Origin of the sequence: Streptomyces sparsogenes subsp. cuspidosporus (assembly GCF_039532705.1) — a bacterium.
In the GTDB taxonomy this organism is placed as follows: domain Bacteria; phylum Actinomycetota; class Actinomycetes; order Streptomycetales; family Streptomycetaceae; genus Streptomyces; species Streptomyces sparsogenes.
The window spans coordinates 60,494-79,208 of the sequence record NZ_BAAASD010000041.1 but is presented as its reverse complement, the minus strand read 5'-3'; the positions used below and the strand labels follow the sequence as shown (position 1 = coordinate 79,208).

Annotated in this window: 19 protein-coding genes; 5 read left to right on the top strand and 14 right to left on the bottom strand. The window is 73.7% G+C overall.

Translation table 11 applies throughout. The annotated features are described in order from the left end of the window. Positions 1-14: 14 nt before the first annotated feature. The 3 genes from ABFY07_RS33955 to ABFY07_RS33945 all read right to left on the bottom strand — a co-directional run bounded on the left by ABFY07_RS33955 (position 15) and on the right by ABFY07_RS33945 (position 3,543). Positions 15-1,391: a class I adenylate-forming enzyme family protein gene (locus ABFY07_RS33955; RefSeq protein ID WP_346178189.1), complete on the bottom strand. Its 1,377-nt coding sequence runs from the start codon at positions 1,389-1,391 to the stop codon at positions 15-17. A 131-nt stretch (positions 1,392-1,522) separates the two neighbouring features. After that, complete coding sequence (locus tag ABFY07_RS33950) at positions 1,523-2,698, bottom strand: 3-dehydroquinate synthase II family protein (protein ID WP_346178174.1); 1,176 nt, start codon at positions 2,696-2,698, stop codon at positions 1,523-1,525. Continuing rightward, the gene (locus ABFY07_RS33945) at positions 2,695-3,543 is read right to left on the bottom strand and encodes a 2-amino-3,7-dideoxy-D-threo-hept-6-ulosonate synthase (protein WP_346178173.1); all 849 of its coding nucleotides are present in this window, start codon (positions 3,541-3,543) and stop codon (positions 2,695-2,697) included. Before ABFY07_RS33945 ends, ABFY07_RS33950 begins: the two co-directional genes overlap by 4 nt. A 483-nt stretch (positions 3,544-4,026) precedes the next feature. Here ABFY07_RS33945 and ABFY07_RS33940 point away from each other — a divergent pair, with 483 nt between their 5' ends. Continuing rightward, entirely contained in the window at positions 4,027-5,487 is a 1,461-nt protein-coding gene (locus ABFY07_RS33940; RefSeq protein ID WP_346178172.1) for a PepSY-associated TM helix domain-containing protein, read from the top strand. Positions 5,488-5,616: 129 nt separating this feature from the next. Next, entirely contained in the window at positions 5,617-6,606 is a 990-nt protein-coding gene (locus ABFY07_RS33935) for an LLM class flavin-dependent oxidoreductase (protein ID WP_346178171.1), read from the top strand. Between the two features lie 28 nt (positions 6,607-6,634). Here ABFY07_RS33935 and ABFY07_RS33930 read toward each other — a convergent pair whose 3' ends face one another. Continuing rightward, a complete protein-coding gene (locus ABFY07_RS33930) occupies positions 6,635-7,609 on the bottom strand; it encodes a DNA topoisomerase IB (RefSeq protein WP_346178170.1) in 975 nt (324 codons plus the stop codon). Between ABFY07_RS33930 and ABFY07_RS33925 the strand changes: the two genes are divergently transcribed. The 3 genes from ABFY07_RS33925 to ABFY07_RS33915 all read left to right on the top strand — a co-directional run bounded on the left by ABFY07_RS33925 (position 7,586) and on the right by ABFY07_RS33915 (position 10,017). Then, positions 7,586-7,753 (top strand): SDR family oxidoreductase, encoded by a 168-nt coding sequence (locus tag ABFY07_RS33925; RefSeq protein ID WP_346178169.1) that lies wholly within the window; start codon positions 7,586-7,588, stop codon positions 7,751-7,753. The genes ABFY07_RS33930 and ABFY07_RS33925 overlap by 24 nt on opposite strands. A gap of 319 nt (positions 7,754-8,072) precedes the next feature. Next, on the top strand, positions 8,073-9,353 hold the full coding sequence (locus ABFY07_RS33920; RefSeq protein WP_346178188.1) for an SGNH/GDSL hydrolase family protein: 1,281 nt from the start codon (positions 8,073-8,075) through the stop codon (positions 9,351-9,353). A 112-nt stretch (positions 9,354-9,465) separates the two neighbouring features. Continuing rightward, positions 9,466-10,017 carry a MarR family winged helix-turn-helix transcriptional regulator gene (locus tag ABFY07_RS33915; RefSeq protein WP_065967798.1) on the top strand — a complete coding sequence of 184 codons (552 nt, stop codon included), beginning with the start codon at positions 9,466-9,468 and terminating at the stop codon, positions 10,015-10,017. 65 nt (positions 10,018-10,082) lie between these two features. On the opposite strand, the gene ABFY07_RS33910 is transcribed toward ABFY07_RS33915, so the two are convergent. The 10 genes from ABFY07_RS33910 to ABFY07_RS33865 all read right to left on the bottom strand — a co-directional run bounded on the left by ABFY07_RS33910 (position 10,083) and on the right by ABFY07_RS33865 (position 18,714). Next, a complete protein-coding gene (locus tag ABFY07_RS33910; protein ID WP_346178168.1) occupies positions 10,083-11,114 on the bottom strand; it encodes a Rieske 2Fe-2S domain-containing protein in 1,032 nt (343 codons plus the stop codon). A gap of 1 nt (position 11,115) precedes the next feature. Further along, complete coding sequence (locus ABFY07_RS33905) at positions 11,116-11,349, bottom strand: recombinase-like helix-turn-helix domain-containing protein (protein ID WP_346178167.1); 234 nt, start codon at positions 11,347-11,349, stop codon at positions 11,116-11,118. A 17-nt stretch (positions 11,350-11,366) separates the two neighbouring features. After that, positions 11,367-12,311, bottom strand: coding sequence for a PDR/VanB family oxidoreductase (locus tag ABFY07_RS33900; protein ID WP_346178166.1), 945 nt, complete (start codon positions 12,309-12,311; stop codon positions 11,367-11,369). A gap of 13 nt (positions 12,312-12,324) precedes the next feature. Further along, the gene (locus ABFY07_RS33895) at positions 12,325-13,950 is read right to left on the bottom strand and encodes a thiamine pyrophosphate-binding protein (RefSeq protein ID WP_346178165.1); all 1,626 of its coding nucleotides are present in this window, start codon (positions 13,948-13,950) and stop codon (positions 12,325-12,327) included. A gap of 11 nt (positions 13,951-13,961) precedes the next feature. Then, entirely contained in the window at positions 13,962-14,753 is a 792-nt protein-coding gene (locus ABFY07_RS33890) for an SDR family oxidoreductase (RefSeq protein WP_346178187.1), read from the bottom strand. Positions 14,754-14,837: 84 nt separating this feature from the next. After that, entirely contained in the window at positions 14,838-15,587 is a 750-nt protein-coding gene (locus tag ABFY07_RS33885; RefSeq protein WP_346178164.1) for an SDR family oxidoreductase, read from the bottom strand. Further along, the gene (locus tag ABFY07_RS33880) at positions 15,580-16,101 is read right to left on the bottom strand and encodes a cupin domain-containing protein (RefSeq protein ID WP_065967804.1); all 522 of its coding nucleotides are present in this window, start codon (positions 16,099-16,101) and stop codon (positions 15,580-15,582) included. The genes ABFY07_RS33885 and ABFY07_RS33880 overlap by 8 nt, the downstream gene beginning before the upstream one ends. Positions 16,102-16,106: 5 nt before the next feature. Then, positions 16,107-16,979 (bottom strand): alpha/beta fold hydrolase, encoded by an 873-nt coding sequence (locus tag ABFY07_RS33875; RefSeq protein ID WP_346178163.1) that lies wholly within the window; start codon positions 16,977-16,979, stop codon positions 16,107-16,109. Next, entirely contained in the window at positions 16,976-17,779 is an 804-nt protein-coding gene (locus ABFY07_RS33870) for an aspartate dehydrogenase domain-containing protein (RefSeq protein ID WP_346178162.1), read from the bottom strand. Before ABFY07_RS33870 ends, ABFY07_RS33875 begins: the two co-directional genes overlap by 4 nt. Next, positions 17,776-18,714, bottom strand: a complete 939-nt coding sequence (locus tag ABFY07_RS33865; protein WP_346178161.1) for a VOC family protein — start codon at positions 18,712-18,714, stop codon at positions 17,776-17,778. The genes ABFY07_RS33870 and ABFY07_RS33865 overlap by 4 nt, the downstream gene beginning before the upstream one ends. Position 18,715 lies beyond the last annotated feature (1 nt).

Sequence of the window (18,715 nt, the reverse complement as noted above, 5' to 3'; positions counted from 1 at the left end):
CGAGTGGGTTCTGTCTAGGCGCCCGCCGCGGCCGCCTGGAGCGTCGCCGCCTGGCGCACCAGCTTTCCGTTGGAGGTACGGGGCAGGGACTCCAGCAGCCGGATCACCTTCGGCAGCTTGTAGTCGGCCAGCCGCTCCCGGCACCAGCGCAGCAGTTCCTCGGCGGACGGGCGCTCCTCCCCGGCGGCCACCGCGACATACGCCTCGGTCACCCCCTCGTGCACCAGGACCGCCTGATCGACCGCCGGGTGCCGGCGGAGCACGTGCTCCACCTCGGTGAGATCCACCTTGAGGCCGCCGATCACCACGAGCGAGTCGGCGCGGCCGTGCAGCCGGACGGCGCCGGTGTCGTCCACGGTGGCCCGGTCCCGGGTGTGCAGCCAGCCGTCCGCGTACTGGGCGCCGCCCGAGCCGAACAGGTACGGCGACTCCTCCAGCGCGACGTCCAGTTCGCCCTTGTGCTCCCGTACCACCACCCCGGGCGCCGGCCGGCCGACCGACGGCCGCAGCGCGCCGCGGACGTCCATGGCGACCACGCCGGTCTCCGTGGTCCCGTACGACTCGCCGACCGGCACGCCGTAGCGCTCTGCGAACCGCGCGGCGACCTCGGGGGGCATCATCTCGCCGCCCGACACCGCGACGCGCAGCCCGGGGAGTTGGGGGGGATCGGGGGCGGCGGCGAGCAGTTCGTAGTGCATGGGCACCCCGAACAGGGCGGCGATCCGGTGGTCCACCGCGCTGCGCAGGATGTCGCGGGCGGTGACACGGGGGGTGAACACCACGCACACGCCGGCCGCCAGCGAGTGCAGCAGCCCGCCGATCAGGCCGAAGCTGTGCATGGTGGAACTGAGCAGCAGCAGCCGGTCGCCCTCGCCCGGCATACCGGGGATGGCCGCGAACCGCTCCACCTCGGCGGCCAGCGACCGGACGGTCCTGCCGACCACCTTGGGCCGCCCGGTGGAGCCGGAGCTGAACTGGAGCAGCCCGTGCCCGGTGGTGGCCGGCCTGCCGGTCGCGCGGCATTCGGTGACCACCTCGTACTCGGGCCGGAAGCCGAAGGCGGCGCGGGCGTTGGAGCCGGCCCGGACCATGAACCGCGGTCGGCAGGTGGCGCAGAGCGCCTCCACCTCGGCCGGTTTGAGCCGGAAGTCGAAGAGCATCACCTGGGCGCCGAGCCGCCAGAGCGCGAGCGCCACCTCGACCTGGGTGAAGCTGGGCGGTGTCCGCAGGCCCACGGTGCTGCCGGGGCCGATGCCGTATCCGGCGAACACCTCGGCCTGCCGGGCCACGCGCCCGCGCAGCTCGCCCCGGGTGACTATCTCCTGCTGGTGTGCCAGGTAGGGCAGCCCGTCGTCCTTCCGGTCGAAGAGCGTCTGGATGAGGGCGCCCATCCCGGTGTCCACGGCCTTGCCGGAGAAGCCGTCCGCGGCGCCTCCCGGCGAGCCGCCCGACAAGCCGCCCTCCGAGCCGCCCGACGAGCCGCCCGACAGGGAGCCCGATAAGTCGTCCGCCAAGCCCGCCATCACGTCTCCTTGCAGAACTCGCCGATCGGCAGGCCCACATGGCGCTGGTCCTTGGCGAGATAGCCGAGCAGTTCGTCGCCCGTCCGCAGCTCGGTGACGTTGAGGACCTTGCCGCCGGGGCCGAGCACCCGTACGTGCCAGTCGTCCTGCACGGTCAGGCCGACCAGCCGCCCGTCCTCGGCGTGGGCGCGGATCTCCAGCAGCGGCCGGGACTCGAGCTTGGCCCGGCCGACCACGACCCGCCGGGTGCGGCCGTCGGCGCCGACCGCGAGCAGAGTGCTGCCGGAGCCCACCTCGCTGAGGTAGTTGGTGCGGTTGTCGGGTCCGAGGGTGTACGAGTGCAGGGCGCCGGCGTTGACCCGGAACGGCCGGGTGGGCATGTACGGCAGCGGGTGGGTCTCGCTGCAACAGAGTACGAACCCGGAGGAGTAGGAGCCGACGAGGATGCCCTCGTCCTCGTCGAAGTGGGAGCAGGTGTCCACACAGACCCGGTCGCCGAGCCCGACGTGGCGGATGCCCTCCACGGTGAGCGTGGTCAGCTCCAGCTGCGGAGTGGTGGCCTCCAGCAGCCGGGCCAGCGCGAAGACCTCGTCGGCGCCGTGGGGCCCGTACAGGATGCCGTCCGAGCCGCGCTCCAGCACGTCGAAGACGATGGCCGCCTCCTCCAGGTCGGCGACGGCGGTCACCAGCTTCCCGTCGGCGGACTCGGCCGCGGCGAGCACGATCTCCAGCGGGATCTTGGTCGGGTCGGCGAAGTGGATGACGGTGTACGGCAGGGCCATGGCGCCCGCGCACGACAGCTTCAGGGTGCGGTCGTCCTGGACGTCGATGACACCGGCGGCGGGCGTGCCGCCGGTGGCGCGGTGGTCCGCGGCGAGGGCGTCCAGCTCGCCCTGGGTGGTGAACCTCCGCAGCAGGACGTCGATCCCGGATCCGGCCGGGGGCTTCGTCTCCTTCTGCCCCTTGGCGCCGGGCTCCGCGTCGCCGGGTTTCTTCGCGGTGGCCGTGGCCGGGGCCGCGGTGGCCAGCACCCGGGTGATGGTCGGGGGCAGCGTCCGGAGCAGCTCGGCGTCGGTGGCCACCACCCCGGCCATCCGGGTGTGGACGGCAGCGTCCACCACCGCCTGGAGCTGCGGCCGGGGGACCTCACGGAGGTCGATCCATGCGAATCTCATGCGACACCTGCCACGATCGTCGAGTACTGAGCCATGTCGTCGGTCGTTCCGTCGGGACGCGCCGCCGGCCCCCGGTGGCCGTCACCCCTGCCGCCGTGCACGACCGCGGAGAGCCGGGACACCAGCGAGGCCGGTGCGGGGTCCGAGAAGATCCGGCGGCCGATGGCCAGCCCCCGGCAGCCGGACGCCATCACGGCGGTGCCGTACTCGACGAGGTCGGAGCCGTCCGGTGGGCCGCCGGCCGCCAGGACGGGGATGGGGCTGTTGGCCACCACCTCGGCCATCCGGTCGAGGGGCAGGGCGACCGAGGTCTTCACCATGTCGGCGCCCAGGTCCGCGGCCACGTTGACCAGATGGGCGAGGAGGCCGGGGTCGCGCGGGTTCTCGATGCGGGGGCCCCGGGGGTAGACCATCGCGATCAGCGGCATACCCCAGGTGTCGCAGGAGCGGGCCACCGCGCCCAGATCGGCGAGCTGCCGCGCCTCGGTGTCCGAGCCGATGTTCACATGGACGCTGACCGCGTCCGCCCCGAGCCGCAGCGCCTCCTCGACATCGCCGACCAGCACCTTGGCGTCGACATCGGCGGCGCGGGCGGTACTGGCGCTCAGGTGCACCACCAGGGCGCAACTCCCCAGGATCTCCGGCGCGAAGGCGCGGGCGCGTCCCTTGTGGACGATGATCCCGTCGGCCCCGCCGGCCACCAGCGCCCGTAAGAGACCGTCCCACTGGCCGGCGGGGACGATCGGGCCGTCCGACACGGTGTGGTCGAGCGGGACGAGGAGGTGCCTGTCGTCACCCGCCAATGACAGCCGTCGTAATCGAAATGGCTTACCGCTTTTCAGCATGGGTTATGCCCCTTCCAAGCCCGGAGGCAGCGGGGAATAGTCCGGCAGCGAATCCGGGCAAAAACTCCGGAAAGCCGATGCGAAATATCCCGCACGGCCCCCGTGTCCGCAACAGGGGGTCCTAAAAGTTTCAAGCTTTGCCCGCGCAACAGCATTCACGCGTGATCGCCCGCTGGCAAGGCGTAATCACCCAGAAATTTTTATGCATGATCTCGCATGCCTATCGATGCATGGAACGAGGGGAAGCCGTTCGGTGGCGATCAAAGCGACCGCTTATTCCTCGCCGCGTTCTCCAACCTCGTTCTATCGAAGCTCTATCGAATTTCTGCCACAGGGGTGAGCCGACCCTCCTTCCAGAATTCACGGTGCGCTGTGGCGCAGTTCACACAGGCCGCCCGGAACTCACCCGCCGGCGCGGCCGACGACTCACATGGCGCGGCTCAGAGCCCGCCCGCCCACCTCGCCCCGAGCCAGGAGTCGTCCATGTCCCCCACGCCCCTCGCCCCCGCCACGGGCAGTTCGTCGGACGAAGGGTCTCCGGCCGGGGCCCGCGGGTCCCTGTGGTCGGGCCTGCGGCCGCTGGTCCTGCGGCTGCACTTCTACGCGGGCGTGCTCGTCGCGCCGTTCCTGCTGGTCGCCGCCGTCACCGGGCTGCTGTACGCCGGATCCCTCCAGGCCGAGAAGATCGTCTACCGCCATGAGCTGAGCGTGCCCGCCGGGGACCGCGAGCTGCCGATCTCCCAGCAGGTGGCCGCCGCCCGGAAGGCACACCCCGAGGGCGAGATCAGCGCCGTGCGGCCGTCGCCCGAGGACGGCGCGACCACCCGGGTGCTGCTCTCCGGTGTCAAGGGAGTCGACCCCGACCACACCCTGGCGGTGTTCGTCGACCCGTACACCGGCGAGGTGCGCGGGGCGCTGGAGCAGTACGGCTCGACGGGCGCCCTGCCGCTGCGGACCTGGATCGACGAACTCCACCGCGATCTGCACCTGGGGGAGGTCGGCCGCCTCTACAGCGAACTCGCCGCCAGCTGGCTGTGGTTGATCACCCTAGGCGGTGTGCTGCTGTGGCTCGGCCACCGCCGCGGGCGGCGCACCCTCCGATCGGCCGCCCGGCCCGACCGCACCGCCACCGGCCGCAGGCGGACCATGTCCCTGCACGGGGCGGTCGGGCTGTGGGCCGCGCTGGGGCTGCTGTTCCTGTCCGCCACCGGGCTGACCTGGTCCACGTACGCCGGGGCCAACATCACGGACCTGCGCGCCGCGCTGGGCCAGACCACCCCGACCGTCTCGGCCACCGTCGGTGCCGGTGGCGAACCCGCGGGACACCACATGGGCTCCGGGTCCATGCCGGGGATGGACATGGGCGGTACGGACGGCGGGGCCCGGCACAGCGCGGACGTCGGCCTGGACGCCGTCCTGAAGGCCGCCCGCGCCGAGGGCCTGGACAACCCCGTGGAGATCGTCCCGCCCGCCGAGCCGGGCAGCGGATACGTGGTCAGCCAGATCCAGCGCAGCTGGCCGGAGAAGCAGGACTCGGTGGCCATCGACCCGGCGACCGGCGAGGTCACCGACATCCAGCGGTTCGCCGACTACCCCGTGCTCGCCAAGCTGACCCGCTGGGGCATCGACCTCCACACCGGAGTCCTCTTCGGCCCGGTCAACCAGATCGCCCTGGCCGCGCTCGCGCTCGGGCTGATCCTCCTGATCGTGTGGGGCTACCGCATGTGGTGGCAGCGCGGCCGCGCCTCCGCCTTCGGCCGCCCCGTCCCGCCCGGCGCGTGGCGGCGGGTGCCGCCGTACGCCCTGGTCCCCCTGGCCGCCGCCGTCGCCGTGGCCGGCTACTACCTGCCGCTCCTCGGCATCCCGCTGGCGGCCTTCCTGGTCCTCGACCCGCTGTTGGCCCGCCTGCCCGCCGCGTCGCGGCGGGTGTCCGGTCGCCGATGACGGGGCGCGCGGCCGGGCGTGCGGGCCGGACTCGGAGCGCGGCCGATGACGGGGCGTGAGGGCGGGGCATGCGAACCGGACTTGGGCGAACAGGCGCGTGACGCAGTCCGGCCCTCCTATGCTCGGCGCATGATCGAGACACCGCTCTCCGCGCTGGAAGTCGCCATGGTCCAGACCGGCACCCGCGCCGTGGACACCCTGCGGGACACCGCCGCGTTCGCCCGGCGTCTCGACGCCCTCGGCTACCTCCGGCTCTGGTACGCCGAGCACCACCACTCCCCCGCCATCGGCGCCTTCCCACCCGTCGTCCTGACCGCCCACGCCGCGGCGTCCACCTCGGCCATCCGGCTGGGCTCGGGAGGCGTGCTCGCCCCCAACCACGCCCCCATCATGCTGGCGGAGCAGTTCGGCACCCTCGCCGCGCTGCACCCGGACCGCATCGACCTGGGCATCGGCCGCGGGCCCGGCACCTTCGACGAGTCCACCGCCCGGGCCCTGCGGCGCGGGGCCGGACCGACGACGGACGACGAGTACCGGGAGGACGTGGCGGCCACGCTGCGCTTCCTGGTCGACGAGGTGGCGCTCGGCCCGCTCCCGGAGCCATGGCTGCTGGCCTCCAGCACCGCCGGCGCGGCGCTCGCCGCCGAACTCGGCCTGCCCATCGCCTTCGCCCATCACATCCGTCCCGACAACACCCTCGCGGCGCTGGACCACTACCGCGCGCGCTTCTCCCCCTCCCCGTGGTGCGCGAGCCCGCGTGTGCTGGTGTGCGTGGAGACGGTGTGCGCCGAGACCGAGGAGGAAGCGGTACGGCTGGCCGGCCCGATGGACGTCGTCAAGGCCGGGCTCCTCAAGGGGCAGAGCGACATACCCTTCCCCTCGCCCGAGGAGGCGGCCGCACACCCGTTCACCGCGGACGAGCGGCGGGCGCTGACGGCGTTCCGGGCCCAACAGGCGCACGGCACCCCCGACACCGTCGTACGGCGCCTGGCGGAGGTGGCGGAGACGACCGGCGCGGACGAACTCATGCTGTCCACCCCGGTCTACGCGTTGGCCGCCCGCCTGCGGTCGTACGAACTCGTCACACAACACGCCACGGCACCATCGGCGAGGCCGTAGCGCCGACCGGCCGCCCGCGCCTGCCTTCTCACGGCTCCTCGGGTGGCCGCCCGTCCCGGAGCATGCGCAGTACGGCCCGTTCGGCCGGGCCCTGGGTGGCGGGGACGCCGTATGTGCCTTCGTCGCCCAGGTGCGGCAGCGCGGCGGCGACGGTGACGCCCTCCTCGTACAGCTCGATCACCCGCGGGTTGATGTAGGAGGCCCGGCAGACGGCGGGGGTGTTGCCGAGGTGTCCGGACACCTCGCGCGCCGCCCGGGCGATGGCGTGGCGCCGGGCGGTCTCGCTGCGGGCGACGGGCTCGGAGACGGCCAGCGCCACGGCGGCCATGACGGTGGCGTGCCAGGTGTGGAAGTCCTTGGCGGTGATGTCCAGGCCGACCAGTTCCTTGAGGTACGCGTTGACGTCCGCGCCGCTCACGTCGTGCCAGGCGCGTCGCTCCCAGTAGGCCAGCAACCGGCTACCGCCGCCCCGTCGGCGCCGCAGGGCGGTGAGGCTGCGGCAGGCGGCGGGGTCCACGACGGTCCGCACGATCTCCTTGCCGTGCTTGCCGGTGTAGCTGAACAGCACCGCGCCCCTCCGGCAGCGGGAGTGTTCGCGCAGCAGCGTGGTGAGGCCGTAGCTGTTGTTGAGTTCGGCGTAGCGGTCGCTGCCGATGCGGAAGAAGCCGAGGTCGAGCAGGCGTACGGCGGTGGCGAGAACCCTTCGCCGGGTCAGCCCGCGGTCGCGCAGATGCCCCTCGACCGCCTCCCGCATCGCGGGAAGGGCCTCCGCGACGTCCAGGACGTGCTCGTGCTTGGCCTGTTCCTGCTCGGCGCGGAACCGCGGGTGGTACAGATACTGGCGGCGCCCGGCGGCGTCGGTGCCCACGGCCTGCAGATGTCCGTGGGGCCGGGCGCAGATCCACACGTCCCGCCAGGCCGGCGGTATCACCAGGCCCCGGATCCGGTCCAGTTCCCGCTCAACGAGGCGGACCAGCACATGCCGCCGGACGGCCTGGCCCACATCGGCAGCGAGGCGCCGCCGTCCCGCGCGGCCCAGCCGGAGGAGATCGCGCCGACGTACGTCTACCTCGCTTCCGACGCCGACTCCAGCTACACGGTCGGCGAGGTGATCGCCGTCACCGGCGGCATCGTCGACACGCGATGAGCCGTGGCCGACCGGCCCGGTGCGCACCCCGACCGCGCACCGGGCCGGAGCGCGTTCCCGGCCGGTGGCCGACCGCGACGGGGAAACGCCAAGAGCAGGCGGGGAAGTCCCAAGAGCACCAAAGGCATTGACGCGCCCCGGGAGACGCTTATCATCCATGACATCCGACGGACCGAAGGGTGTTCATGCGTCCAGCCTTTGGGAGCGCTCCCATAGCACCAGGAGGGAAACTGCCGTGCGTGGATGGTCCGTACGCAAGGACATCCGAGGACTCCGGCCGCTGGTGGCGGCGGTGCTCGCCGCCGTCGTGCCCGCGGTGATGCTGGTGTCCGGCGCCCGGGGCGCCGAGAGCCCGGCCGAGGAGGCCACGGGCGCGCCGCCCACGGGCACCCACTGGGTGGGCACCTGGACCGCCATGCCCCAGCTGACCGAACCGGGCAACATGCCGCCCGCGCCCTTCACCCAGGACGGCACGGTCCTCGCCGACAGCACCCTCCGGCAGACCGTGCACGTGTCGGTGGGCGGCGGCCACCTCCGGCTCCGCTTCTCCAACGCCTTCGGCGGGGCGCCGCTGCCCATCACCGGCGTCTCCGTGGCCGCTCCCGTGGACGGCCGGGCCGGTGTGAGCGCCATCAGGCCGGGCACGTCCCGGCCGGTCACCTTCCACGGCCGGGCCGGGGCGACGGTGCCCACAGGCGCGCAGGTGGTCTCCGACCCCCTGGACTTCCGCGTGCCTGCGGGCTCGAACCTGACCGTGACCACGTACCTGGCCACGGGCCAGCGGTCCACCGCCATCACCTCCCACCCCGGCTCGCGCACCACCTCCTATCTGCTGCGCGGCAACCACCTCGCGGCCACGGACCTGGCGGGGGCGACCCCGGTCGACCACTGGTACTTCCTGAGCGGCGTGGAGGTGTGGTCGCCGGCCCGCACCCGGGCCACCGCCGTGCTGGGCGACTCGCTCACCGACGGCCGGGGCTCCACCACCAACCACAACGACCGCTGGACCGACCGGCTGGCGACACGTCTGCGCGCCGACCGCAGGACGGCCGGCACCGCGGTGCTGAATCAGGCGGCCGGCGGCAACCGGCTTCTCAACGACGGGCTGGGCCCGAGCGGCCTCTCCCGGGTGGACCGCGACGTGCTGGCGCAGCCCGGCGTGAGCTCCCTGATCGTCTTCGAAGGCGTCAACGACATCGGGACCGCCGCCGCCACCCCCGAGTCACAACAGGAGGTCGCGGAGCGGCTCATCGCCGCCTACGACCAGATCATCATGCGCGCCCACGCCCAGGGGATCCGTGTCTACGGCGCCACCCTCACGCCGTTCGGCGGCAACCGCGACTACGACGACCCGGCCGGCCACCGGGAGGCGGCCCGGCAGCGGGTCAACGACTGGATACGCACCAGCGGGCGGTTCGACGCGGTCGTGGACCTGGACCGGGCGGCGCGGGACACGGACCGCCCCGGCCGGCTCCGCCCCGACCTCGACGTGGGCGACCACCTGCACTTCAACCCCGAGGGCTACCGGGTGCTCGCCGACGCCTTCCCGCGCTCCCTCTTCCTGGACCGGCCGCTGCCGCCCGGCTTCGGCTACACCTGAGACCGCGCGACGGCGGCCACGCCTCTCAGGGCTAAAATTTCTCCGGGACGCGCGGGGACCACGGGGACACCGACCCCGCGTCCCGCGACATGACGAGCCGCGAAGGGATGACATGGCTCAGCGCAGGGCGCATCGAGCGGACGCCGTGGCACGGATCGTGGAGGACTGGGCACGCGAGCGGCCCGGCCTCGACACGTCGCCGCTGGAGGTCCTCGCCCGGCTGCACCGCGCCTATCTGCAGTACCAGTCGCGGCTGACCGCGCAGATCGAGAGGCACGGCCTGTCCGTCGCCGGCTTCGACGTGCTGACGGCGCTGCGCCGGTCGGGCGCCCCGTACCGGCTCACCGCCGGGCAGCTCGCGGCCTCGGGGCTGATCTCGTCGGCCGGGGTCACGCTCCGCCTCGACCGGCTGGAGAAGGACGGGCTGCTCGTCCGTGAGCGCGACGCCGGCGACCGCCGCGTCGTCTACTCGCGGCTCACCGACGCCGGGTTGCGGAAGGTGGACGAGGTGTTCACCGAGCACCTCGAGAACGAGCGGCGGATGCTCGGCGGGCTCTCGCTCGCCGAGCGCCGACAGCTCGCCCGGCTGCTGTCCGGGCTGGAGCGCTCGATCGTCGACTCCGACGCGGCGGACGAGGACCGGCGGGAGGGCGCGGCGGGCTGACGGACGGGCCGCGCCCCCGGGTGACGCCGCCCGCCCCGCCGTCTTGCCTTCGGGTGGCTCCCCCGTCAGGCGGCCGGGTCCGGGGCGGCCGCCGTGGACTGCCGCGCCGCCTCGGCCTGGTACAGCCGCCGCAGGCGGACCACGCCGAGGTCGTGCTGGTAGAGGTTCTCCCGCTGGTCGGCATCGGCGGGCATGGCCTCCAGGATGACGCGGTCCTGTTCGAGGACCTGCCAGTGGCGTTCCTCGATGAGCGTCTTGTAGAGGAAGCGCCAGGTGTCGCGCTGCCATCCGGCGACCTTGCGGTAGCGCCAGAAGAAGACGCCGGTGCGCCCGGCGTCCACCGGGCAGACCATGCCGACGATGCCGAACGCGCCGCCCGGCCCGGCCGACGGCGGGTACGGGATGGACAGGTCCACCCAGTCGACACCGGTCCGGCACAGCTCCACCCAGTCGAAGTTGACCCCGCGCTGGTCGGTCTTCTCGAAGAAGTAGCCGCGCGCCGTCTCACGGATGCGGAACTTCGCCGTGGTGTCGCCGTCGAACATGGTGTGCGACTCGTGGTGCAGGAAGGCCCCGTGCATCGGGTCGAGGAGGTTCTCCATGGCGTAGCGCCACGGTACGTTCCACTCGGCGTAGCACAGGAAGGAGGACACGCCGGGGTCGGTGAGCGGCTCGGGGAGGGTCAGGTCCGCCGGCTCCGGGTGCTCCTCGTCGCCGAAGTACGCGAGGATCGCGCCGCCCACCTCGCGGACCGGCAGGGACCGGACGAGGGTCTTGCCCTCCAGGTTGCAGCCGGGCAGGCCGGGCACGGAGGTGACCGTGCCGGAGCCGTCGACCTCGACGCCGTGGTACCAGCAGGCCACCCGGTCGCCCAGGTGTTTGCCCAGCGAGAGGGGGGCGCCGCGGTGGGGGCAGCGGTCGGCGAGCATGGACAGCGTGCCGTCGGCCTTGCGCATCAGGAGCCAGTCCTCGCCGAGGGCGGTGACCTTGCGCAGGCCGCCGGGGTGCACGAAGCGGGAGGGGACGACGGGGTGCCACTGGTTGCGCAGGCCGTTGGCGTAGATGTGGCCGGCGGTGTCGTGGGTGGAGAGGGTCATGTCAGGCTCCCAGGCGGTGCATCTCGGCGCGGAAGGTGTCCTCGGTCCAGGGCTCGCCGGACGGTGTGCGGACCTGGCGGGCGTTGAGCCCGTCGACGACATCGGCCAGGCCGTGGCCGTCGTGGGTGAAGATCTCTTCGAGGGTGCGGGCGAGCTTCAGCTCGTAGGGGGTGGGTTCGTGGTCGCGGGTCTGGTGCGGGGCGAGATACGGCCAGGTGGTGGGGTCGGTGGTCATGGGTCCCTCCGTACGGGTCACAGGTCCAGGACGAGGCGGCCCGAGGCGCAGCGGGAGACGCAGAGCATCATCGTCTCGCCGCCGGCGCGCTCGGCCTCGCTGAGCAGGAAGTCGCGGTGGTCGGGGGTGCCGGCGAGCACGCGGGTCTCGCAGGAGCCGCAGATGCCGTCGCGGCAGGAGGAGGTGACGGGCAGTCCGGCGCGCTCGGCGGCCTCCAGGACGGAAGTGTCGGCGTCCACGGTGAGGGTCACGCCCGAGGCGCGGCATTCGACCTCGAAGGCGGTGTCGTCGCCGGTGCGCGGGGCGGCGGGGGCGGCGAACCGCTCGACCCTGAGCCGGCCGGCGGGGCAGGCCTCTTCGACCGCCTTGAGCAGCGGTTCGGGTCCGCAGGCGTAGACCAGGGCGTCGGCCGGCAGGTCGCGCAGGGCGGCCGCCAGGTCGGGGTGCCCCTGCTCGTCCTGCGGGACGCGGGACACCTCGCCGGTGAGCCGGGCCAGTTCGGCGCCGAACGCCATGGTGGCGCGCGACCGGCCGCCGTGGACCAGGCGGTAGGGGATGCCGTCGCGGTCCGCCCGGCGGGCCATCGCCAGGATGGGGGTGATGCCGATGCCGCCGGCGAGGAAGACGTACGAGGAGGCGGGCTCCAGCGCGAAGTGGTTGCGCGGGCCGGTGGCCCGGACGGTGTGGCCGGGGCGCAGGGTGGTGTGCACGTGGCGGGAGCCGCCGCGCGAGGACGGCTCGTGGAGGACGCCGAGGCGGTAGGTGGTCGGGTCGTCGGGGTCGCCGCACAGGCTGTACTGGCGGACGTGCCCGCCCAGGTGCAGGTCCAGGTGGGCGCCGGGGGTCCAGGCGGGGAGGGGCTTGCCGTCGGGCCGGACCAGTTCGACGGAGAGGACGCCCTCCGCCTCCCAGGTCATCCGGCGGACGAGGAGGTCGAGTCGGGGTTCTTCGGGGGTGGTCATGACGGTGGCCTCCTTACGCGGTGGGGACCTTGACGGGCGGGGTGAACGGGCGCTTCATCGGGCCGAGGGCGGCGAGGTCGACCTCGACGAGGGTGGGGCCGTCGGCGGCGAGGGCCGCCTCCAGGACGGGCGCGGCGTCGGCCGGTGCGGCGACGCGTGCGTAGGGCAGGGAGCAGGCGGTGGCGAGCCGGGCGAAGTCGGGTGTGCACAGGTCCACTCCCGAGCGGCGTGCGCCGTACGCGTCCTGCATGTTGCGCAGCACCCCGTATCCGCCGTCGTTGAAGACGAGCAGCGTGAGGCGGGGGCGCTCCTGTGCGGTGGTGAGGAGTTCGCCGAGGTGCACGGCGAGCCCGCCGTCTCCGGCGATCACGACGGTGGGCTGGTCCGGCCGGGCGAGCGCGGCGCCGATGCCCATGCCGAGGCCCTGCCCGATGCCGCCGCCGCGCGGGAAGATGTTGGCGCGCGGATCGTGGACCGGCAGCAGCCGGTTGCCCCAGGAGGACGAGGGGATGGTGACGTCGCGGGCGACCACCGCGCCGCGGGGCAGGGCGGCGGCGAGGGCGTCGCAGAGGGCGGCCTGGGGGCCGATGTCCTCGTGGAGGGCGGCGCGTACGTCCTCGCGTACGGCGGTGACCCGGGCCGTCCAGTCGGTGTCCGCGCGGGCCGCGGCCTCGGTGAGGGCGGGCAGGACGGTGGCGGCGTCGCCGTGGAGGGCGTGGCGGGCGGGGTAGACGCGGCCGAGGGCGGCCTCGTCCACGTCGATCTGGATGTGCGCGCCGGGGAGTTGCAGGCCGTAGTCGGCGGTCTCGTTGGAGCGGAAGTGGGTGCCGACGGTGACGAGGGCGTCGGCGTCGGCGAGCAGGGCGCGGCAGGCGGGGGTGGTGGCGAAGTTGCCGAGGACGAGGGGGTGGTCCTCGGGGACGGCGCCGCGCCCGGAGTTGGAGCTGAGCAGCCCGGCGCCGGTGGTCTCGAGCAGCGCGAGGAGTTCCGGGCGGGCGCGCCGGGCGCCGCCGCCGGCCCAGATCAGCGGGCGCCGGGCCGTGGCCAGCAGTTCGCGGGCGGCGGCGAGTTCGGCGGCGTCCGGACGGGGTGTGTCCGGGGCGGGGGCGGCCTCGCCGGTGTCCTGTTGTGCCGCGTACTGGAGGTCGATCGGCCACTCGACGCTGGCGGGCCCGCCGGGCGCGGCGAGCGCCGCCGCGGTCGCCGCGCGCAGGGTCCGTCCGGCGTCCCGGGGCGAGAGGACGGTGGCGGCGTACGCGGACACCGCGCGGAGCATGCCGAGCTGGTCCTTGGTCTCGTGGATGAAGCCACGGCCGCCGCCCAGGTACGCCGATTCGATCTGCCCGGTGATGTGCAGGACGGCCGTCCCGGAGGACAGCGCCTCGATGAGGGAGCCGGCCGCGTTTCCCGCTCCGGTGCCGGTGGAGGTGAGGGCGCAGCCGATGGAACCGCGTGCCCGTCCGTAGCCGTCGGCCGCGTTGACGGCGGTGGCCTCGTGCCGGACCGGTACGAAGCGCAGGTGTCGGTCGACGGCCTCCACGAGGGGCAGGTTGTGCACGGACACGATGCCGAAGACGGTGTCGATGCCGAGGGACTTCAGGTGGGCGACGAGGAGTTCGCCGCCGTTGGTGTACCGCATGGGCAGGCTCCTCACAGGATGCCGCGGCCGACTCCGCCGCAGACGTCGATGCTGGTTCCGGTGATGTAGGAGGCGCGTGGGGAGAGCAGCGCGAGGATCGCGTAGGCGACCTCCTCGGGGCGGCCGAGTCGTCCGAGCGCGATGCCGCGGTCGGCGGCCAGCTCGCCCTGCCATTCCTCGTAGGTGAGGCCGCTGTCCGCGGCGGCGTGCCGGCGGGTCCACTGGCCGGTGTCGATCAGGCCGAGGCACACGGAGTTGACCCGGATGCCCTCGGCGGCGAGTTCGGTGGCGAGGGACTTGGAGAGGTTGAGGATGCCGGCGCGGGCGGCGCTGGTGGTGATCAGGCGGGTCTCGGGCTGTTTGGCGAGGACGGCGTTGACGTTGACGACGGCGGCGGTGTCCGAGGCCCGGAGGTGGTGGCGCGCGGCGGTCAGCGGGTTGAGGACGCCGGCGAACTTCAGCTCCAGTTCGTCGCGCCAGTCCTCGGCGGTCGTCTCGTCGAGTCGCTTCATGCGGGACTGGCCCGCGTTGTTGACCAGGCCGTCGAGCCGGCCGCCGAGCCGTCGCGCGGCTTCCTCGGTGAACCGTCGTACGGCGTCGGCGTCGCGGACGTCGCAGGCGCCGGTGAACAGCCGGTCGGGCCCGGCGCCGAGACGGGCGGCGGCCCTGTCGAGCCGCTCGGCGTCGCGGCCGCAGGTGGCGACGCGGGCGCCCTCGTCGAGCAGGGCGCGGACCGTGGCCAGGCCGACGCCCGAACTGCCGCCGGTGACCAGTACGGTGCGGTCGGCGAGGCCGAGGTCCATGGCGTACTCCTTGCGGATCATTGCGGATCGTTGCGGATCGTTGCTGTTGTGGGGGGGGCTCCCCCGGGGTCGGCCGGGGGAGGTTCAGTGCATGGTGAAGCCGCCGTTGACGGCGATCACCTGGCCGGTGAGGTAGCGGGACTCCTCGCCGAGCAGGAAGGAGACGAGGCCGGTGAGGTCCTCGGGCCGCTGCGGCCGGGAGATGGCGCGGCGGTCGGCGTAGAGCGCGTGGCGCTCGGGCGGGACGGTCTCGGTGGCCTCGACCTCGGTGAGGCCGGGGGCGACGGCGTTGACGGTGATGCCCCGCCCGCCCAGTTCGCGGGCCATCGCGCGGGTGAGGGAGATGACGGCGCCCTTGGAGGCGATGTAGTGGGCGAGGCGCTCCGAGCCGTACAGGGCGGCGTCCGAGGCGATGTTGACGATCCGGCCGGGCCGGGCCATCAGGGGCAGCAGGTGTTTGGCGACGAGCCAGGGGCCCCGCGCGTTGACGGTCATGATCAGGTCCCAGGACGCGATGTCGAGGTCCTGGAACTCCTTGCCGCCCACACCGTTGGCGAGCGCCGCGTTGTTCACCAGGCCGTAGACGGGGCCCGAGGCTGCCAGCCGGTCCGCGAGCGCGGCGACGGAGGCCGGGTCGGCGACGTCGAGCGGGGCGAACTCGGCGGCGCCGCCCGCCCGGCGGATCGCCGCCGCGGTGCGCTCGCCCCAGGCGGCGTTGATCTCGGCGACCACCACGCGGTACCCGTCGGCCGCCGCCCGGCGGGCCATGGCCTCCCCCAGGCCACGGCCCGCCCCGGTCACCACGACCGTGCGCCGGGTGACCGGCTCAGTCACGGGAGACGCCGTACAGCGGCGAGTACTCGGGGTAGGTGGGCACCTGCGGCTTCCGGGTGCCGATGATCACGCAGAACAGCGCGTCGGTGTCGCCCTCGTTCTTCAGCGAGCGGGTGACGCCGGCCGGCACCACGATCATGTCGCGGTAGCCGAGGGTGCGGTACTCGACCTCGTCGGGGCCGCGGTGGATGCCGACGCGGACCCGGCCCTCCAGGACGAAGAAGGCCTCCTCGACGTCGTGGTGGGTGTGGGCCGGGCCCTCGGCGCCGGGCGGCAGCAGCATGTTGGAGAAGGTGAAGCCGCCGGAGGGAAGGATCCGGTTGTCGTTCTCGTGGTCGCCGGTGGCGCCGGAGCCGACGTAGCGGATCTGCGCGCGCCGGTACTGCGGGCCCGCCTTCTCCTGGAAGGACAGGGTGCCCCAGTCGGGCTCGCGGGAGTCCTTGGTGGCGATGAGGGAGTCGGTGTACGTGGCGAGGTCGCCGCCGTTGTCGTACTCGGTGGTGGTCAGAGGCATGAGGATCAGCCCTTCCTGCGGCTTGGTTCCGGATGGCGGATGGGGATGGGGTCGGCGGGGAGGTGGTTCGTGGGATCGGGGTCGGTGGGCATCGGGTCGGTGGCGATGTGCAGATGGGAGGCGAGCCAGGCGTTGACGTGCTCCGGCTGCTCCTGGTTGGCCAGGTGACCGGCGTCCTTGACGATCACGTAGGCGGTCTTGTGCAGACCGCCGGCCAGGGCCTGGGAGGCGTCGGGGCCGGTGATCCGGTCCTGGTCGCCGCACAGGACGAGGGTGGGCGCGGTGACGCGGTGGAGTTCGCCGCGCAGGTCGGTGGTGGCCATGGCCTCCGCCGCGTGGCCGTAGCCGGGCAGGCGGACGGAGGCGGCCATGGTGGCGGTGACGTGCTCGACGAGTTCGGCGGGCGCGCCCTCGGTCAGCAGCCGGGGGCCCCGGGCGGCGGCGAATGCCTCCGGACCGAGCCGGGCGAGCTCGCCGGCCCGGGCCCGCATGGCGGCCGCCTTGTCGGGGTCGGTGCCGGAGCCCGGCGTCGAGCCGACGACCATCAGCGACGCGACGAGGCCGGGGTGGCGCACCCCGAGCCGCAGCGCGATCACACCGCCCCAGGAGACACCGAGGACATGGGCGCGGCCGCCGCGGGCCCGGATCACCTCCGCGGCCAGGTCGGCGAAGTCGTCCATGGTCAGCGGCGCTTCGGGGTCGGCGGACCGGCCGTAGCCGGGCGCGTCCCAGGCGACCATCCGGTAGGCCCCGCCCAGCGCCGCGAACTGCGGGGCGAAGGCGGCCGAGGACGATCCGATGCCGTGCAGGCACAGCAGCAGCGGCCCGCCGTCCCCCGCCTCCTCCAGGTGGAGCCCCGCGGGGTCGTACGCCGTCACAGGATCTGTCCCGTCCGCCCGGCGAGCGCCGCGAGGGAGCGCAGCACCGCGTACGGGACGACCTGGCTGGTCGCGGGGTTGGCGGCGGCGGGCAGATGGCGCACCTCGAAGCGGTAGGCGCCGTGGGCGCCGCTCGCCTCGATGACGTGGGAGGTGTGCGCGGCGGCGGGGTCGGCGACGACGCTGACCCGCACCGCGTCCGGGTCTCCGACGGCGAGGGCGACGGACGCGGCGACGTTGGTCGACTTGGGGAACTTGACGGGGACGTCGCGCGCGGTGCCGGCCATCACCTCCACCGGCCCGGTGGCGGAGCGCATCCGGTCGAGCAACTCCACGTCCATCCACGGCTGTTCGAGGGTGGCGGGCAGCTTGGTGGTGGTCAGCCGCACCTCGTCGAGGGGGCCCATGGCGCGTACGGCCTGGAGCAGGTCGAGCCCGCCGACCGCACCGCCGGTGAAGTAGACCCGGCCCGGGGTGGTGTGGAGGAGCTTGTCGGTCAGCGTGTCGTCCGTGAGCGCCCCGGTGGAGGCGATGAGCAGGTCGGTGCCGGAGGCGAGGATCGCCTCGCCCCATTCCCGTACGACGCCCTGGCCGGCGGCCTCGACGATCAGGTCGCAGGTCTCCATGGCCTGTTCGACGGTGCGCTGCGGGGCCGGGGCAGTGCCGGCGAGGGGGCGGTTGTCGACCACGCACACCAGCTCGGCGCCCGGCACCTGGCCGGCGGCGAGGGCGCCGCCGACGACGCGGCCGATGGCGCCCCAGCCGATCAGGCCGACCTTGCGGGGGGTGGCGCGGCTCATGCGGGGACTCCTTCGGCGTCGAGGGGCGGGACGACGGGGCTGCCGTCGGGCGTGCCCGCCATGTGGGCGCGGATCAGCTTCGACGGCGGGCCGGCCGTGCCCCACAGGTCGGACAGTTCGGGGGTGCGCCGCCACACCTTGCAGATCCAGGCGTCCTCGACGACCTGGGCGACCTCGGAGGTGTACTCGCACACGAGGCCGGTGGGGTCGGTGAAGTAGGAGAAGGTGTTGTCGCCCGGCCCGTGTCGCCCGGGGCCCCAGGCGGGGGTGATGCCGTGGTGCCTGAGCCGGCCGAGGCCGCGCATGAAGTGGTCGAGCGAGCTCATCTCGTACGCCACGTGGTTGAGCGACACCCAGGGCGCCTGGTTGAACGCGACGCAGTGGTGGTCGGCGTTGCAGCGCAGGAAGGCCATCTGGTGCTCGGACCAGTCCGACACGCGCATCCCCAGGACGTCCCGGTAGAAGGCGACGGACGCGTCGAGGTCCGGGGTGTTGAGCACGGCGTGGGTGACGCCGACCGGCACGGCGGCGTCGCGGCCGCGGGGCGCGACGGCCCAGGTCTCGGCGGACAGTTCGATCAGCCGCCCGTCGAGGTCGTGGAAGCGCAGGCCGTAGCCGCCGCCCACCTGGTCGAGCGGTCCCGGCCCGGTGACCGGGGGGATGCCGCGGGCCTCGAGCCGCCGTGCGGCCTCGTCGATCTCGGCGGGGGTGGCCACGGCGAAGGCGAGCCGTCCCAGGCCGATGCGGTCGGCGCGGGTGAGCTGGAGGGCGTGGTGTTCCTCGCCGGTGCCGCGCAGCCAGCTCGCGCCGGGTCCGGTCTCGACGACCTCCAGGCCCCACACCTCCTCGTAGAAGTCGGTGGCCTGGGTGAAGTCCGGGGTGAGCAGCTCGACCGAGCGCAGGGCGCGCAGCCGGGCGATCGGGGGGTGGGTCATG

Bases quoted from the DNA above. Each gene is read 5' to 3' on its own strand.
- ABFY07_RS33865 (WP_346178161.1), bottom strand. From the start codon at position 18,714: ATGACCCACCCCCCGATCGCCCGGCTGCGCGCCCTGCGCTCGGTCGAG.
- ABFY07_RS33870 (WP_346178162.1), bottom strand. From the start codon at position 17,779: ATGAGCCGCGCCACCCCCCGCAAGGTCGGCCTGATCGGCTGGGGCGCC.
- ABFY07_RS33880 (WP_065967804.1), bottom strand. From the start codon at position 16,101: ATGCCTCTGACCACCACCGAGTACGACAACGGCGGCGACCTCGCCACG.
- ABFY07_RS33900 (WP_346178166.1), bottom strand. From the start codon at position 12,311: ATGACCACCCCCGAAGAACCCCGACTCGACCTCCTCGTCCGCCGGATG.
- ABFY07_RS33895 (WP_346178165.1), bottom strand. From the start codon at position 13,950: ATGCGGTACACCAACGGCGGCGAACTCCTCGTCGCCCACCTGAAGTCC.
- ABFY07_RS33915 (WP_065967798.1), top strand. From the start codon at position 9,466: ATGGCTCAGCGCAGGGCGCATCGAGCGGACGCCGTGGCACGGATCGTG.
- ABFY07_RS33945 (WP_346178173.1), bottom strand. From the start codon at position 3,543: ATGCTGAAAAGCGGTAAGCCATTTCGATTACGACGGCTGTCATTGGCG.
- ABFY07_RS33920 (WP_346178188.1), top strand. From the start codon at position 8,073: ATGCTGGTGTCCGGCGCCCGGGGCGCCGAGAGCCCGGCCGAGGAGGCC.
- ABFY07_RS33950 (WP_346178174.1), bottom strand. From the start codon at position 2,698: ATGAGATTCGCATGGATCGACCTCCGTGAGGTCCCCCGGCCGCAGCTC.
- ABFY07_RS33925 (WP_346178169.1), top strand. From the start codon at position 7,586: ATGCCGCCGGACGGCCTGGCCCACATCGGCAGCGAGGCGCCGCCGTCC.
- ABFY07_RS33940 (WP_346178172.1), top strand. From the start codon at position 4,027: ATGTCCCCCACGCCCCTCGCCCCCGCCACGGGCAGTTCGTCGGACGAA.
- ABFY07_RS33955 (WP_346178189.1), bottom strand. From the start codon at position 1,391: ATGGGCGCCCTCATCCAGACGCTCTTCGACCGGAAGGACGACGGGCTG.
- ABFY07_RS33935 (WP_346178171.1), top strand. From the start codon at position 5,617: ATGATCGAGACACCGCTCTCCGCGCTGGAAGTCGCCATGGTCCAGACC.
- ABFY07_RS33890 (WP_346178187.1), bottom strand. From the start codon at position 14,753: ATGGACCTCGGCCTCGCCGACCGCACCGTACTGGTCACCGGCGGCAGT.
- ABFY07_RS33910 (WP_346178168.1), bottom strand. From the start codon at position 11,114: ATGACCCTCTCCACCCACGACACCGCCGGCCACATCTACGCCAACGGC.
- ABFY07_RS33905 (WP_346178167.1), bottom strand. From the start codon at position 11,349: ATGACCACCGACCCCACCACCTGGCCGTATCTCGCCCCGCACCAGACC.